This is a genomic window from Streptomyces sp. WZ-12 (genome assembly GCF_028898845.1).
GTDB lineage: Bacteria > Actinomycetota > Actinomycetes > Streptomycetales > Streptomycetaceae > Streptomyces.
In genome coordinates, this window is the sequence record NZ_CP118575.1 from 177,716 (window position 1) to 193,473 (window position 15,758).

Annotated in this window: 10 protein-coding genes and 1 pseudogene; 2 read left to right on the forward strand and 9 right to left on the reverse strand. The window is 64.1% G+C overall.

All coding sequences use genetic code 11. The annotated features are described in order from the left end of the window. Positions 1 to 71: 71 nt before the first annotated feature. From PV796_RS40940 to PV796_RS40950, 3 genes are all read right to left on the reverse strand, one after another. Positions 72 to 3,107: a Tn3 family transposase gene (locus PV796_RS40940; protein ID WP_274919543.1), complete on the reverse strand. Its 3,036-nt coding sequence runs from the start codon at positions 3,105 to 3,107 to the stop codon at positions 72 to 74. A gap of 134 nt (positions 3,108 to 3,241) precedes the next feature. After that, entirely contained in the window at positions 3,242 to 3,511 is a 270-nt protein-coding gene (locus PV796_RS40945) for a hypothetical protein (RefSeq protein WP_274919544.1), read from the reverse strand. Between the two features lie 114 nt (positions 3,512 to 3,625). Then, positions 3,626 to 4,390: an IS5 family transposase gene (locus PV796_RS40950; protein WP_274918887.1), complete on the reverse strand. Its 765-nt coding sequence runs from the start codon at positions 4,388 to 4,390 to the stop codon at positions 3,626 to 3,628. Between the two features lie 603 nt (positions 4,391 to 4,993). Here PV796_RS40950 and PV796_RS40955 point away from each other — a divergent pair. Further along, positions 4,994 to 5,440, forward strand: a complete 447-nt coding sequence (locus tag PV796_RS40955; protein ID WP_274919545.1) for an ImmA/IrrE family metallo-endopeptidase — start codon at positions 4,994 to 4,996, stop codon at positions 5,438 to 5,440. 371 nt (positions 5,441 to 5,811) lie between these two features. Here PV796_RS40955 and PV796_RS40960 read toward each other — a convergent pair whose 3' ends face one another. The 3 genes and pseudogenes from PV796_RS40960 to PV796_RS40970 form a co-directional block, all read right to left on the reverse strand. Further along, positions 5,812 to 6,246, reverse strand: a complete 435-nt coding sequence (locus PV796_RS40960) for a hypothetical protein (RefSeq protein ID WP_274919546.1) — start codon at positions 6,244 to 6,246, stop codon at positions 5,812 to 5,814. Between the two features lie 53 nt (positions 6,247 to 6,299). Further along, positions 6,300 to 7,037 (reverse strand): IS3 family transposase, encoded by a 738-nt coding sequence (locus tag PV796_RS40965; protein WP_274919669.1) that lies wholly within the window; start codon positions 7,035 to 7,037, stop codon positions 6,300 to 6,302. 183 nt (positions 7,038 to 7,220) lie between these two features. After that, positions 7,221 to 7,577: pseudogene (locus PV796_RS40970) on the reverse strand (transposase); the annotation flags it as partial. Positions 7,578 to 7,596: 19 nt separating this feature from the next. On the opposite strand from PV796_RS40970, the gene PV796_RS40975 reads away from it, so the two are divergent. Then, positions 7,597 to 8,127 carry an HNH endonuclease gene (locus tag PV796_RS40975; RefSeq protein WP_274919547.1) on the forward strand — a complete coding sequence of 177 codons (531 nt, stop codon included), beginning with the start codon at positions 7,597 to 7,599 and terminating at the stop codon, positions 8,125 to 8,127. A 522-nt stretch (positions 8,128 to 8,649) separates the two neighbouring features. Here the strand turns inward: PV796_RS40975 and PV796_RS40980 are convergent. The 3 genes from PV796_RS40980 to PV796_RS40990 all read right to left on the reverse strand — a co-directional run bounded on the left by PV796_RS40980 (position 8,650) and on the right by PV796_RS40990 (position 14,376). Then, positions 8,650 to 10,740, reverse strand: coding sequence for an ATP-binding protein (locus PV796_RS40980; RefSeq protein WP_274919548.1), 2,091 nt, complete (start codon positions 10,738 to 10,740; stop codon positions 8,650 to 8,652). A gap of 69 nt (positions 10,741 to 10,809) precedes the next feature. Next, positions 10,810 to 11,952 carry a phage tail protein gene (locus PV796_RS40985; protein ID WP_274919549.1) on the reverse strand — a complete coding sequence of 381 codons (1,143 nt, stop codon included), beginning with the start codon at positions 11,950 to 11,952 and terminating at the stop codon, positions 10,810 to 10,812. A 174-nt stretch (positions 11,953 to 12,126) separates the two neighbouring features. After that, the gene (locus PV796_RS40990; RefSeq protein WP_274919550.1) at positions 12,127 to 14,376 is read right to left on the reverse strand and encodes a baseplate J/gp47 family protein; all 2,250 of its coding nucleotides are present in this window, start codon (positions 14,374 to 14,376) and stop codon (positions 12,127 to 12,129) included. Between the last annotated feature and the right edge of the window lie 1,382 nt (positions 14,377 to 15,758).

Sequence of the window (15,758 nt, forward strand, 5' to 3'; positions counted from 1 at the left end):
TGGCCTCCTGACGGCATTGTCACGTACTGCTGAACCGCATTGCGACTGCTGCCCGGGCGGGTAGCTGGGCTTCAGGGGAGCGTGGGGTCGTAGTCGCCGGGTGGGATGTGGAGACTATCGGTGTCGTAGTCCCCGAAGCGCAGGACGTTCTCGCGCCGGTGGGGGCTGGTCACGGCGAGATCTTCGGGGAGCACGGTCCAGCCCTCACTGACCATCTGCCGCAGCGTACCGGTCATGTCGATGGTGGTAGAGAAGATGATGCTGGAGGCAACCAGGTCAAGGAATTTGACGGCCTTTTCCTGCTGTTCGGGGTCGCGAGAGCTAAGGAGGCCGTGGTTTCCGAAAGCGAGCCATTTGGTGAACCCATTGTACGCCTCAGCCTTATTCGTCGCCCTGCTGATCTGCTCGCGAAGTGAGGGTTCCGACAGATAGCGCAGGAGCACGATGGTGCGGACGGCACGTCCGACCTCGCGGAACACCTTGTAGATCTGGTTCTTGCGTGACCGGTTGTTCAATCGGCGCAGCAGCGTCACCGAGGAGACAGTGCCCTCCTTCACCGACAGGGCGACCTGGATGAGGTCGGGCCAGTGATTCTCGATCAGTGGCCAGTCAATGGCGGTGCGTGGGTCGGTGGAGAACAGCGGGTCGATGTGCTGGTAGCGCAGGCCAGGGTCAGGGCGGTGGAAGGTGAGATCGTGGAAGTTGCGGATCCTGGGGAGCAGGTCGATTCCGAGGGTGTGGGCGAGTCCGAAGACGGGGAACGACTGGCCTTGCGTATCTGCATGCACCGTGCTGGGCTGCACGTCCGATTCGTTGGCGAGCATCGCGTCGATCAGATAGACGGCCTCCCAGGCCCCGCAGGGTATGAACCGGGAGAAGAGCGCGATGTAGGTGTCGGCGACAAGATGGTACGCGATTCCGCCGAAACCCCCGTACCGGATGGACGTTTCGGCGAGGAGGTTGTCGATGACGGTGTCCATCATCGTGCCGTCCACCGCCGCCACCGACCCGTCACCCCACGCGGCGGTGAGCTCGAGGTCGGTGTAGGTGCTGATGACGTCGGCGCCAGCTTTGCCGAGGGTGCGGGTGGTGAAGTGGCGCTGGGCGATCGCGCCGAGTTCGTGGGCGGTGACGGCACCGCGCATATGGCGGGCGGCCTGCGCGGGGCCGAGGTTGCAGCCGTAGGTGAACGCGGTGATCACATAGCGGGACAGCGGATCCTTCAGTTTCGGGTCCGACCCCGACAGCGGCCCCGGCCGGTGCCACCACCCCGTCCAGTGCGCCGCCCGCGCCAGATGTTCCAGCGCCGAGCGCGCCGGCAGCCGCCTCGACAGCTCGGCATCTACCGCCTCCGCGGACGCGGTACGGTCCGTGCCCTTGCGCGCCTTGAGCGAGGGCACCCCCGTCAGCGGATCGACGGTCAGATCGGCGTTGTCGGGGTAGCCGTCGTCCACCTCCTGGGCCACCTCGGTGAGCTGCTGCCTGAGGCGGGCGGTGAAGCCAGCAGCGGTGGGCGGCAGTCCGGCCTCCACGCAGAACGCCGCGAGCCTGGGCACGCACTCGTCCCAGGGCAGGAGCATGGTCGTCCAGTCGCCGTACTCCTCACAGCCCACCACCGCGATGTCCCCGCACCGCAGATCCTCCACCAGGTAGGTGAAGACCATCGTCTCGAAGTGCCGGCGCACCAGCTGCCCGGGGACATCCTTGGCGTAGACAGTCTTCAGCCAGTTCTTCGACGCGAACGACAAATCCAACGCCCGCGGAGCCTCGTCCGCTGCCTCGCAAAGGGCGGTGGGTGGCGGGGTGTCGGGGATCAGCGGACAGGTCAGGTTCTGGTGCGCGAGCGCGTGCTCCAGCGCGTCCAGCACCCTGCGGTCCTGCGAGGTCGCCACGAACGTGAGCCTGCGCGCTAGCTTGAACATCGTCGGCCGGTCCGGGCGGAAGAACCGCTCCACCAGCGGCGTGAAATTGTTCCCGTGATGCGCGGCGAGGGCCTCGATCTGGCCGAGCTGCGCATCGAAGCCGCCCGCCCGCTTCACCGCCTCCCGCGCCAGCTTCAGAGCCAGGACGTCATCGAGCGAGCCTGCGGTGCTACCGTCCCCGTTGCCGACGGGGTCTTTCAGCGCGGCCAGGACGTCCCGGTAGGCGGCGATCAGCTGCTCGGTGACCTCCTTCTGCCGCTTCTCGATCTCCGCGAGCTCCTCCTCCGCCCGCTTGAGGTGCCGGGCCATGCGCTTGCACAGCATCGTCACGAACTCATCCCGCGCCCGCGAGCGCAGCTCCGCGACCAGACAGGCCAGCATCGCCGTGCGGCGCGGCTCGGCGATGTCCTTCATCTCCCCCACACTCAAAACGCGTGCCTGCGCAGCCAGCGACGCCGCCTTCGCCGACGCCGTCTTGCCCACCCACCAGCCGGAATCCCCCAGAGCATCCAGGCGTTCCATGCGTTCGGCGTGCGCGCGGAACTTGGACCACGTCGCCCGCCGCCCCGGCTCCTTCAGACTGTCGAAGACGCTGCGGCGCTCACCATCGGCCACCTCCAGCAGAGCAGCGAGACGGATACGGGCCGCCTCGCTCATCCGGGACACGATCCCCGCACAGATCTCCCCCTCCACCCGGGTCCGGATAGCGGCGGCCATGCGGTCCAGGGTGGAGAACCCCGGCAGCTCCAGCCCCGCCCGGACCAGCTCCTCCAACGCCACATTCACCAGATCCGCAGAGTGCGCCTTCACCGGCGCCGCCGCCGTCATCGCCCGCGCGGCAACCTCCCTCGCCCGCACAGGATCCCGCACCAGCCCCAGGCGTTCCCTCACCCAGGTGCGGTGGTGCTTGGCCGTCCGCGGCGACCCCGTCTCCGCCAGCACGGCATCCCCCAGCCCCAGACCGGACCGCACATGTGCCACCACCGGCTGCGGCACCGTCTCCAGCGGCGGGAAATACCCCAGCCGGGCGCAGGACTTCAGCATCACCGCTAGCGCCAGCCGGTGCCCCGGCCACCGGGCCCGCCCCTCCACCCAGACCCTCTCCTCCGGCGCCACGGTGAAGAACTCCCGCAGCTCCCGCTCCGAGATGATCCGTTTGAAGCGTGGATACGCCGTCCGCTCCACTGACGCCACGACCCGCCCCTCCCAGCTACCCGGCCCGTCCACCAGGAAGCCGATCAAGAAGCCGACAGCCGCCACCAGAGGCAAACGTCCCAAGAACACACCACTACAGAACGTCCTGCCCTGTCACTCAGCGTCTACCAATGGCCCCTTTCGCGGGTATCTCCTCCGGCCCCGGACGTGGCGTACAGCTCACGCAGGCAGGGGATTTCGTTCGTCTTGTCCGGGACGCGCATCTGCCCGGTGACCAGGGCGTTCTCATCACAGCCGGACAGCAGGTGAGCGGCGGATGCGGTATGGGTGCGCGAGCCGCGGGCGCTCTTGCCGTCCACTGCCAGACGCTCCGGGCACCCCTTCGGCGCGGCGCGGCCGGTCAGCAGGGCCGCGAGCCCCTGTGGGCAGGTCATCAACAGCAGGCGCCGGACGGTGTCCTTGGCCGGGACAGGGCGCAGTCCGAGACTGCCATGGCCGGGAAAGCCCAGGCGAGCGCGGGCATCCTGGGTACTGAGCCTTTGCCAACCTCACTTTGAGCAGTTCAGGTGAAGCGTCAGCACTGCTTGAACGACGCCGGTGATGCGGGTGGTGCTGCAGCGGAGTTTGCGCAGGAGGCGCCACGTTTTGAGCGTGGCCATCGCCTGCTCTCCGAGAGCCCGAATGCGCGCATGTGCGACGTTAACAGCTTGCTGACCTGCGGAGAGGTTGTTGTGCCGGCCGCGGAAGGGCACCCGGACACTCCCGCCGGCGCCCTGGTATCCCTTGTCCGCCCAGCAGGCCAGGTCGGCATCAGACAGGGCGTTGATGATGCCGTGAGTGCGGGCGGCCTTGATGTCGTGGACGGCGCCGGGCAGGGCGGGCGATGCCCACAACAGTCGGCCGTGCGGGTCGGTGAGGACCTGCACGTTCATCCCGTGCTTGCGATGCTTGCCCGAATAGAAGGGTCGGTCGGCGGCGATCCGGTCGATCGGCAGCAGGGTCCCGTCCAAGATGACGAACGCCTTGCCCTGTGCCGCCTTCACCGCCGCCGCGAGCTCCGGCGCCAGGGCGGCCAGCAGTTCCACGGCTTCGGCGACATATCGGTAGACGGTGCTGAGACCAACCTTGAACCCGGCTGCGAGCTGCGCATACGTGTGCCCACAGCGCAGGTGCGCCAACACCAGCAGGGCCTGTCGGCCAGCGGGCAGCCGGCGCCAGCGCGTACCCCGCCCGGCCCGGTGTGCAGCCAGTTGAGCCGTCAGAAACCGCAGGTGGGAAGTGGACAGGTCGAGCGCGGACGGGTAGACAAGCACGCGAAGCTCCTGGAGCAGACGAGCGATCTTGGTCGTGAACTCGTCTACCAGGAGCTTCGTCATGTCACGCACCTGGGCCCCACCCCAACACCCCATCAAGCCCAGCAGGTTGGCAAAGGCTCACTGTGGCGCAACCAGTCGGCGATCGCCGCATAAGACTTGGCGCCCGCAATCACCGCGGCCTGCGCAGCACGCAGAACCGGAAGCAGCGACCAACGCCGGCCCCGGCGACTGCGGGAATCGAACATCTCCGGATCGCCGTCAACAGTCGCGGAGGGTAAGCAGACGAATGTGGCAAGATACGACAACGCCGAAGTTCCGTTCCGGACAGCCGAGTTGGAGTCTCAGCTGAACCCAACGGAACTTCGGCTCTTCAGGTTGCGGAGCCTCTCACCAGCCCAGATACATGATCAACAGGAACTTGCGTCAGCCCTGACCCACCACCACACGGCGGATCGAGGCTCAATAATTCGCAAAAATGCGCAACTTGGGTGATAGGAATCTTTTGTACCGCGCGTCCACTTCCTGCTTCCCACTAAGAGGACTTTGCTTACCTTGAGGCGAATTGCCCGGTCTTCAACCGATCGAGGAAGGGATACCTGTATGTCTTCTTTTTATGACCCCGAATCGGAGCTCGACAAGCTGGGCATCCCAATCCAATACATCCAGCTCAACGATGTTCTAGCCACGTGGGATCCGGAGAGCGGCAAGGTGTACTGCAGCACCGGGCTGAGCCCAATGCAGAAGCGTTGCGCGCTGACGCATGAGGTCGCTCATATCACGCTGAAGCATCGCCGTTGTTCCTATCTCGCCACCGAAGACGCCACGACGGTGGCTGCCGTTGCTCAAGAAAGAGGCGCTGAAATGTGGGCCGCGCGTAAGCTTGTGAGCGCGGTGCAGCTGGCTGCCGCCCGTGAGTGCGGGCTACCGCCTACAGTGGTCGCAAGGGAACTCGGCGTTACTCTCCGGGTATATCGTGCGCGGCTGCTCGCCGAGCACCAAGACGAGCAGCGTTGGCTGGGCAACCTCGATGAACTCGTCGGTGTCTGACACGGCAGCTGTAAGTCGTGATCTTCGGGGCGTCCGTGCAGGTCAGCAGGTTGCTGCGGGTATGGGAACGGCCACCGTGATCATGAGCGTTTGTGACGACGTTCAACGATCAGGTGGCCGTGGAGGCCACGATAGCCGAGCAAGTGTGGAGGACGGCGTTCGGGGCGCTGATGGCCGAGGTGGCTGACTGTTCCCGCGCCGTGATTCGCGACAGCTGGCACGGGAGATGACGGAGGCGATGCTGATGGAGCTGGAGCGGCGCAACTGCTGGACGCTCGCCGAGGCGCTCGGCCACGACGGGCCGTACCGGCTGCAGCACTTCCTTTCCCGCGGCTCATGGAACCACGGAGCGTTTTTCAACGCCGCTGCGTTTAGCGTGGTGAGCAGGGTGCAAGTCCGTTTTCCATGATCTTGATCTCGGTGTGGAGGGTGTAGTTCCGCGCGGTGGCGGGGTGTTTGCCGTGGTGGGCGGCGTACTTGCTGACCGACTTCACGTTCCTGGATTTCATGCGCTGGCGGTGACGGGCGGGCAGGAGGTTGTCCAGCAGCGCGCGGCCGATGGCTCCGACCAGGCGGACTGGTCCGTCGGGCAGGACGCCGGCGGCGGTGACGACCTGGTCGCGGGCGGCGTGGAGGGCGACGGTGAAGCTGAGGCGGTCCATGTCCAGGCCCGGGCGGGTGGCCGCGGTGTCCGCGGCTGTGCGGATCAGGGCTTGGTAGACGGTGAGGATGCCCGAGAGCTCTTGTTCCAGGTCGGTGGGGTGTCCGGAGCGCAGGACCCGGCCGTGCAGCAGGGTCGCCTTCACGCTGGCGTAACAGGTCTCCGCCTGAGGTTCCCCCGTCGTTCGGGAGGCGCTGATCAGCTGGTCAGGAGGGGTTGACGGGGTTTCAGGTTCGCTCGTTCGGCCGTTGCCTGCTCGGCGTAGTACTTCTCCTCGAATTCGATCGGGCTGAGGAAGCCGAGTCGTTCCTGGGTGCGGCGGGAGTTATAGAAGCCGTCTGTGTACTCGAAGAGCGCGAGGTTCGCCTCGGCACGTGTGGCGAAGACGCGGCCGCGCACGCACTCGGTCTTGATCAGCATCCACAGGTTCTCCGCGAGGGCGTTGTCGTGGCTGTCCCCGACGGAGCCCATGGACGCGTCAACTCCTGCCCGCAGCAGGCGAGTTGTGAGCTTGATGGATGTGTACTGACAGCCGTGGTCGGCATGGTGGATGAGCTTGCCGGGCTCGACCTCGCGGGACGCGAGGGCGTACTCCAGCGTGGTCAGGACCAGGTCGGCGTCCGCGCGGGCGGAGGTCTCCCAGGCCACCACCCGGCGGGAGAACGCGTCCCGGATCGCCGACAGCCACAGCGGGCCCTCGCCGGTCGAGATCATCGTCAGGTCGGTGACCCACAGCCGGTTCGGCGCCGGTGCGGTGAAGTCCCGGTTGACCAGGTCCGGGGCGAGTGTGGCCTTCGGATCCCGGCGCGTGAAGCCTGTGCGGCGCGGGCTGATGCCCGCCAGGTCGGCCTCGCGCATCAGGCGCTCGACCCGCTTGCGGCCCACGCGTGTGCCCTCGCGTTTCAGCACGGCATGCACGCGCGGAGAGCCGTAGATCCCGCCCGGACTCGGTGTGGATCTCCTTGATCCGCTCGGTCAGCTCGACGTCGCGACGCCGCCGCTCGCACGGCTGCTTCTCGGCGCGGCGCCAGCGGTAGTAGGTGGAGGAGGCGATGTGCAGTTCCCGCAGGACGCACTCGACTCCCAGGTCAGGGTGCTCGTCGAGGAGCCCCGTCACCTGGGCCGGGTCGGGTCGAGTTGCGCCGCGAAAAAAGCCGAGGCCGTCCGCAGAACTTCGTTCGCGCGCTTGAGCTGGGCGTTCTCCTTGCGAAGCGCGGCGAGTTCGACGCGTTCGTCGCTGGTCAGCCGGTCGTCCCGCTCGCCGGCATCGGCCTCGGCCTGCCGGATCCAGCCGCGCAGGGCCTCGGGATGCACGCCGAGCTCGATAGCCAGTCGCTTGATCTGGGGCTTCGGGTCGGAGGTCCGGTACATCCGCACCGCACGCTCGCGCAACTCCAGCGAGTACTTCCTGGGGGCAGCCATGGTCGATGTTCCTCTCATGAGAACCATCTGACCCTCTGTCACCATCCTCCGCATCTCGGGGGAACCTCAGGCTTTGGTCCAGTACTACCTTCTTGCCCAGGACGTGTTCCGCCTGGGCAGGCTCCAGTGGGTCATGGAGACCTCGCTGCTGAAGACGCTGGCCGGGAAGCACCGGTCGACGGTCACGAAGATGGCTCGGAAGTACAAGAGCATCGTCGAGACACCTGAGGGACCGCGAACCTGTCTGACCGTCACCGTTCTACGCGACCGGGGGAGGAAACCGCTGGTCGCCCGCTTCGGCGGGATACCGCTCAAACGACAGCGCAAGGCCGTCCTCACCGACAGGCGGCCGGTCATGGCCAGTGCGAAGCGAAACGAGCTGATCCACCGGCTCATCGCCGAGTGCTGCGAGATCTGCGAAGCCCGGACGAATCTTGAGGTCCACCACGTCCGCAAGCTCGCCGACCTCAACCGGCCCGGACGTCGGGACAAGCCCGACTGGGTGCACCTCATGGCTAAACGACGGCGCAAGACCCTGGTGATCTGCCGTCGCTGCCACGAGGACATCCATGCCGGGCGGGGCACCGCGCCACCACGGAAGTGATCACTGGAGAGCGGGATGCCGGGAAACTGGCCTGTCCCGTTCGGGAAGGGGCCGTCGGAAAAGGACCCGAACCACGGGCACCTCGTCGGCGGCCTACTTCACTCGGGTCGGCGGCTCGGGGAAACGGAACGACGGCAACGTCGTCACCGCGCCCCGAGCCGACCGCACAAGGTCGGTACCCCTTGTACGACGGCGCCCCCTCGGACCCCACGACCGACCCCTCCCACAACGACCCAACATCAAGATCACCTCACGCCACCCACAACAACCCGATAGCGCCTGTCCGCGACCTCGCTCTGCCGTATCCCTTGTTCGAATAAATCAGCTGCCCGCATACGCCGCCGCTCGGCCTCAACTGCCCCCAACCGCCTACGAGTTAGAATCTCCATACACACGGTATGCCGAACAAGGCCAGATCATCAAACGCGCCGTCAAAGATCAGTACTTCCTGCTCGAAGATCCACCGTTGACCGCACAGCCCCTCAGTCCGGGGCAACTCCACGACTCAATAAATGTCGGGGATTAGGAAACGGTGAATTCTTCTTCATTGATGAGGCGTCGGAGTTTTCGATATTCGGTGCGGACGGCGTTGAGTAGGCTTGCCGTGCTGATGGGTCGATGACTGACGGCTGCTTGGTAGGCCGCGGTCAGAGCACAGGAACGGATGCTTCCCCCCACGAGGTCGAAGGTGTTGGCCAGGCGAGTGAGGTCAAGGTCATCGTCCCTGGGAACGGATGTTCCCAGGCATTGGTCCCACAACAGCCGCCGATGGTGTGCATCGGGGAGGGGGAAGTGGATGATCATGTCTAGCCGCCGAGTAAAGGCTGGGTCCAGGTTGGCGTGAAGATTGGTGGTCATCATGGCCAAGCCGTCGAAGCTCTCAAGACGCTGAAGGAGGTAGGCAGTCTCGAGGTTGGCATAGCGGTCATGGGCGTCCTGGACTTGTGTTCGCTTGGCGAAAAGGGCGTCGGCTTCGTCGAACAAGAGGACAGCATTGACATTGGTCGCTTCGGTGAATATGCGGTCGAGATTTTTCTCAGTTTCGCCGATGTACTTGTCGACGACGGAGGCCAGGTCGACGACGTAGAGGTCGAGACCAAGGTCGGCAGCGACAACTTCTGCTGCCAAGGTCTTGCCGGTACCAGACTCACCGGAGAACAGAGCTGTGACGCCGAGCCCACGGCTGTTCGCCGGACGCATCCTCCACGTGCCAATAACCAGGTCACGATGGCGTGCCCGCAGCGGGAGTTCCCTGAGCTGGGATCGTGGTAGCAGCGGCAATATAAGTTCCTCCCAGCGCGCGGTGGGGGAGATGCGACGCGCAAGGCGTTCCAGTCCGGCGGCGTTATGCACTCGGGCAGAGGTGCGCAGGTGGCTGAGGTTGACAGCTGTGCCCTCAAGTTCGGCGTGGCGGCGAGCGGCGTCGACGGTTTGGTGAATGTGCTTGGCCGAGAGCCGATAGGAGGCTGCCATCTCAGCGGCAGCGCTCGGAAGTTGACTGGCCAACTCGCCAAGGGCAGCCTGCCACTGCGCCGTGCGCTCGGCGGGAGTCGGTGGCGAGGCGGTGATGCGAAGAGGAAGGCGTTGACTCCAAGCAGGGTCCCAGGAGCATGCTCCGGTGACGATCATGGGTAGTGGCTGATCCTGCCACGATGGCACAAGTGCGTGAGAGGGAAGGTGCGGTATCGTTCGGTCGGCTGGGCCGATGATGAGAGCACAGTTGCGCAGTCGTGCTTCGCGCAGGGCCGTAGATACCAAGAGGGCGACTTGCTCTGTCGATGTGTCCTTGCCTAGGTGAAGCACCAAGGCTGACTCTTCGGCGGCTGTGACTGCATCGACGGCCAGGGCCGTGGCGGTGTGGGGGTCGTCCTGCTGGATGTACGCCAAGGGTTCCCCTCGGACTACAGCCGCGGCTAGACGCTGTGTGGCCTGGCAGTGCGCAACCGCCATCGGAAGGAGTTGAGGGCAGGCCAGGTAGGCGGTGTCGATGAGCCCTTCATCTAGAGAATCGTCTCCCAAAAGGTGCGCGACGACGCGGTTGGCTACGCGCAGTGTCTGGGATGGCCAGGGTCCCTCGGATTCCTGAAGGGTCAAGAGGCCCCCGCCGACGAGGGGTGCATGGAGGGTGAAGCGGGCTCGGTCCGCGGCACTGGCGGTTGAGGCGGAGCACAAGAGAAGTGCCAGTTGAATGGTGGCCCGCCGGCAGGTGATGTCGCTGTTGAGATAGGCATAGAACTGCCCGAATCGGGCGTCTACTTCTGGTGCCAGGGCGATCAGCAGTACTTCGATGTCCAGAGAGGACAGTGAGAAGGCCCTGATGAGCTCACGGAGCCGCAGCCGCACACCGGTGTGCTCCAGATGGTCCGCCCATGCTTCGAGTTCGGCCCGCAGTTCTTGGTTGTGACTCTCGTCGAGGAGGTGAGCGCGTGGCTGGTCGAACAGCTTCATGATGTGCTCGGGCGACATGTGGATGCCCAGCAGTGAATCCGCGAGGGACGGGGCAGCATCTTCGTTGGTCACGGTCACGGCTTGGCGAACCCGCTCCTCGATGAGGGCGAGGCGCCCTAGGAGGTAGGAGAAACTCGGGTCTTCGGGGCTGGGCAACTCCTCCATGTCGTTGGGGGGGGGTGGGCACCCCCGGCGGGGCGGGCGCTGCATTGGTCGGGTCGTCGGCGGATGGGATCATGAGGTTGCCGGTTCCGTAGCGGTGCTGCGCCCAGATGAAAGAGGTTCAATCACAATAGACATTAATTCGAGAATTTCCAAATGGATGGTTTTAGCGCGGGAGGTGTTTTCGGTGTCTTGAGTGGCCGCGATCTTGACGGTGCCAGAACGCCCCATCCGTTGAGTTGTGGACGCCTCGCCATCATCAGAGGCGTTTAGTTCTTGAGTAATGTCATTTGAGCCCGCTAGTTCGAAATTAACTTTGACTTTAGGGGCTCCTGATCCGGCGGTGGGTTGCGCCTGAGCGACTCCGACGGCGATAGAGTACGGATTACCATTAGAGCCAGCTTCGAGTTCGAGAGGGAGGGGAGTAAATTCTCCTTCAGCTATTGCGCCTTCACCCTCCTTGCTTTCCTCCCAGACTTTGATGGTGAACGGGCCGGGCTCATATTCTGGTCCCGGTCCAGGATCCTTGTAAGTGTGGAAGCAGGTGGTTCCATCTACGTCCTCTACGATACCATCTCCCCAGTCCACTTTAACTTCTACCTCTTCACCTGTGTCCCGGTTATGAATGTTGACCGCGACGTCGGCCCAATATGGGCCAGATTTGACGACCAGATACAGGCCGGCGGCGATCTTATATTCGAGGTGGGCGGGGCAGTGAGCCCGCACGAGCCGGTCGAATTGTTCGCGGACTCTTGGTTCGTTGAGATCCAAATCGCTGCCTTGTTCGGAGACGAGTTGGCGGGCGATGATTTGCACAATGCGGTCGTCAGGGTTTACGCCGTGGGGTTCGGTGATGCTCAGTTTCCATCCATACACGTCGCGGGCTTCGGCGATGAGTGCTTGGGGTGTTCCGATGCGGGCATTGATCCATCCGCAGCTGTCGATGGCGGCGCGGCGGCGTTGTTCGGACCAGCCGGGTTCGGTGCGGGCTCCGCTGATGTGGACGAGCCAGTCGAGGAAGGTTGCGGGTGCACTCCAGGGGTCGAAGAGGTTAGGGAAGCTGTCGAGGGCGTGTGCCATGGGGTCGAGGAGTGCGTCGATTCCCGCGGCGAAGGCTCGGACGACATGGTCTTGCGTGTAGATGGAGGGGAGTAGTTGTGCGGTGTGGCCCTGCCCGGTGATTGCGGGCGTGTTGTCGGAATGGGAAGTCGTCATCTTTGCTCTCCTCATGTTTACACAGCGGGAAGTTCTCTTATTCGGTTGCCTCCTGATGTGTCTGGTGGCGCGGTGTGCAGCACCTTACGCTGCGTTCTCTACGGTGCCGTCGCCTCATCCACCGCTGCTTCGTGCTGTCGTGCTTCCGCCGTGGCCCACTTGTCGAGGCTTGGGTTAGGTTTCGATTTCTACAGTGATCTCGTGCTGACCTGAGTAGATTGTTTCCAGGGGGCAAAGATCGATACTGTCCGTCAGCTCATCCGCTGTGACAGTGTTCCCTGCGGAGCGTGCGAATGATAGGGAATCAATGCGTTGCAGGTCAGGGAGCTTTTGCAGCTCCCTGTATGCCTCGCCGATGTGGACGCGTCGACCGAAGGGCCAGCCTGAGTGATGAGGGCCGCCTCCGTGAACAGGGTTAAAAAGGCGGTACATGGCCTTCTCGGCAACATCCTGCAGTGCCTCGCAATCTTCCGGAGTGCTGTCGGCCGCCGCGTAAATCGTCCCTACGACACGGACTTCTTGGTATTGGGGAGGCTCGATTTCGAGGTCCACCCCAGGAGGCATGATACGAGCCAGCCCGCGGGTCAGAGTGGCTTTCAGTTCCGGCGAGGGATCGAGCAGTTCGAGGTCGATAGAGCCATCAGGTTCTGCAGCGACGCTCGGTACGACTATGAGGTGCACCCTGTCCGGGTTTTGCCGTAGTGCCATCTCGGCATCGAGGCCGCCGGTGGCCGCTGTGGGGTTCACGATAATGAGGCCGGGAATCTCCTCGGATAGCTGGGAGACCATGCCCGCGGGCACGTTGCCCTGGGCGCCTTGGCTAACGAGGTAGTCCCGACCGACTTGGATTGTTGCCCCCAAAGGGGGCACTGCGCCGTGCTGATAGGTGTTGATGGCGTCGTAGTTCACACACGGGCCGAAGGAGACCTCCCCGGTCGCATGGTCGATGACAATATGTCGATCATCTGGATGGGAAGCAGCAAAGGACTCCACGGGTGTCCATTCCTGGAACTCTCCCCCAGCGGTGACCAGCACGGTCGGGGCGTCGCCAAGAATTGGCCAGGCAGGCAGGCTCAGGCGTTGGCCTGGGCAGCCGGTGGCCGTGCCGATGGAGGCGCCGGCGGGGACACAGTCGGCTTGTATGGCACCTACGCTTGCGGTCTGTGCGTACGCGCAGGCGCGTATCACTGGCGCGGGCTGTCCGGAGGTATCCAGCACGCATGACAGCCAAGCACCCGCCCGTTGTGGGAACCCCTGCGCGCGGAGTGCAGCGCCGTCTGGAAACAACTCGTCAAGGGTGTGCGGGAGCACCTGGTTTACGGCCTCGTGCCAGCCGGGGATATCGCCGAGCCGAGCAGACAGGATCGTCGTGTCGTCGGTGCCGGCCTGGGGTTGAGTTTGGCTGCGGAGGATGGAGGGACTGAAAGGACCGAGGCCGTGCAAAGTCACTGTCAACGTGGGCGGCTGTTGGGCGTCGATCGTGCCCGCTGGAAAAGTGAACGTCAAGGTCGCGTCGGGCAAGGGGAGATCTTCGGGGATCGCGGTGGTGAATCCGGCGGGTGCACCCAGATCCACACTACCCCCGACCCATGGTCCTTGGGCTCCGTCCTGTACGAGCGATAGTCCAATCTGCCGCACCAGGGAGACGGAATCGGTGGTCATGAAGCGCACCGGCGGGGTACGCGTGTCTAGGGCGGGCTGCAGCGCGACGCTTCCTGCGGGGAGTTGGACATCGATAGTGCTCAGGGCCGGATTGCTCAGGCTCACGGTCAAGGTTGTGGTGGCCGCGCGGCAGGGTGTTGTGGAGACCGCGGGCGAAAGTTGCTCGTAATCGGTGGTAGGGACCCGGGCCTGTACAACCCCGGCCGCGACACGGCGGGCAAGTTGCTCGTAGTCGTAGGCGACTACCGCGCGCTCGGGGACCGCCGCGCCCAACGGCGTGCGTTCAGCGGCCTCGAGCAAGGTTTCGCCGTCAGCCCCACCTGTGCAGGAGGTGGGGTTGGTTACGGCGGAAACCTGGGGCAGCGGTGTGCGCAGTACCGAGATCGTGCCTGCCGCCACATTGCCCTGAGTACCGCCACCGACCAGGTAACTGCGCATGTGCAGGGCAGCACCGCTGACAGGCACGGCACCGTATTGCTGTATCCCGCTGGCCTCTTTGACTTGAATGCCAAAGACAACCTCCCCTGTGGCATGATCGAGAGTGAAATGACGATCCAGCGGGCCCGACTGAGAAAGAGACTCGACGAAGGACCATTCCTGACACTCCTCATTCACCGTTACTTCGGCGACCATCGGCCATGCTTGTGGCTGTGGCCTCTCTGTCAGGGCGAAACGCTGGCCGGGGAGCCCCGAGGAAACTCCTAACTCCTGTGCCGGCACGAGCCGTCCTTCCACCACCGGCGCACTCGCTTGCTGCTCCACGACCCGTACTTGGCGCACCGGAAGTCCGTACTGCCACGATGAGGAGTCTGCCGGCCGGCATCGCAGCACACCAGCCCCGTCCGCGCGCAGCGGAGAGCCGCGCGGTCGTCCGAGGCGGACAGCGACGGGGGCGTGCCTGTGCGGTACTCGCAAGGTTACGGTAATGCTGTCCGATGCGGTGCGCTGATCCTCTGTTAGAACATCACATGGGGCCCAGGCCGAGCCCTGCCCTCTGCTCCCCACCCACGCCTCCCATACCCACGCCCCAGCTTCCTTCTCGGCGGCCACGTCGACGCGCACCCTGACGTGTTCCTTGGGCATCGGCCGAGACAACACCAGCAAGAGAAATGCGTTGCTCTCACCCGCACTGACAGAGTCCGCTGGGAGTAGGTTTCCCCGCAGTGCGGACATCGGATCATTGAGGTCCTCTTCGATGACAACGCCGGATCCTTCCAACCTCTGAGGAGAAAAGGCTATATCTCGGGTGGTGGTAAAGACCACTGGCTCCTCGTTCTCTGTGGATTCCGTGGCCACCTCTGTGCCCGCGGGTATCCGCACGCGTTGACCTGCATCGGCAAACAACTCAAAAACCACCGTGCCTCGTGCCGCGGATGACAGGTACGCACGCGCTCCGATCTGGCTCAGCAGCGCTCGACAGTTCATGCTTGGAGCAGAATTTAGCCGACTACGCAACGCGTCCGCCATCTGCGAAGATGCCGCCAGTAACGCCTCCCCCGGGTCCGCGCCCCAGCCATTCCATTTCCCTCCGGAGGCCCCCTGGACGGCCTCTCGCGCCTCGGACAATAATTCAGAGATGCTACGATCATCAACAGAGGGGTTATCCATGACGCCACACCCAATTCTCTAAAATCCGAATATTTGCCGTTCTAAGCTTTCAGCGTCAAAGCCTACAATTCACCCCCAGTTAGGAAGAGCGGGTTCGGCACTTTCTCGGCGCACGCCCATGATCCAGGAATCTCCCCCCCACTGACCAGCACTCGGCGATTCGCATGGCTTCCCGAGGAGAGAGGATCGTGCCGGTCACGAGCCGCCCAAGGCTATTTTGTAGGATCTCCGGCACGCCGTTGACCAGGGAGTTCTTCCGGCACTCACAACTTCGCAACAGCCCTGATCCATGACCTGACCTGGGCCCAAAATACATACGGAAAAAGGAGCCAAGGAGAGAAGAGTTAAGAAAGTCTCGGAACTGTTCGGCCGATCCGCGACCCAAAGCCGCCCCGGCAACCCTGTTATCCAGCGCCCTCTGCAAAGTTAGCATGCGCCGGGCAATTCCCCTGAAAACTCTAGGGAAGTCCAATCTCGTGCCACTGTCTCACAACTCGCCAAATAGGTCAATACCATGTTTGCAGAAGGCAGCACCC

What these genes read in the sequence shown, in the direction of transcription:
- PV796_RS40945 (WP_274919544.1), bottom strand. Translation starts at nt 3,511, where the DNA reads ATGACCTGCCCACAGGGGCTCGCGGCCCTGCTGACCGGCCGCGCCGCG.
- PV796_RS40985 (WP_274919549.1), bottom strand. Translation starts at nt 11,952, where the DNA reads ATGACGACTTCCCATTCCGACAACACGCCCGCAATCACCGGGCAGGGC.
- PV796_RS40980 (WP_274919548.1), bottom strand. Translation starts at nt 10,740, where the DNA reads ATGGAGGAGTTGCCCAGCCCCGAAGACCCGAGTTTCTCCTACCTCCTA.
- PV796_RS40955 (WP_274919545.1), top strand. Translation starts at nt 4,994, where the DNA reads ATGTCTTCTTTTTATGACCCCGAATCGGAGCTCGACAAGCTGGGCATC.